The following is a 217-nucleotide window of genomic DNA, read 5'->3' as shown; positions in this document are numbered from 1 at the left end:
GCACCACGGCCCTGACCGGCGCCATCACGCTGATCGCCACCAACGGCACGACCGCAACCGGTCTGTCCGGCAACGCCCAGCCGGCCGATGGCGACACGCTGACCGTGAACGGCAAGACCATCACCTTCCGCTCGGGCTCCGCTCCGGCCTCGACCGCGGTTGCGTCCGGCTCGGGCGTCAGCGGCAATCTCGTCACCGACGGCAGCGGCAACACCAT

General features: G+C 70.5%; 1 protein-coding gene. It reads left to right on the top strand.

Annotated features, from left to right (window positions below; genetic code table 11):
• Positions 1-217, top strand: a 217-nt coding sequence (locus IVB47_RS02065) for a DUF1522 domain-containing protein (protein ID WP_247459557.1), incomplete at both ends; no start/stop codon positions are given.

The organism is Bradyrhizobium sp. 62, assembly GCF_023073035.1.
Classification (GTDB): domain Bacteria; phylum Pseudomonadota; class Alphaproteobacteria; order Rhizobiales; family Xanthobacteraceae; genus Bradyrhizobium.
This window is presented reverse-complemented; position numbering and strand designations above follow the sequence as displayed.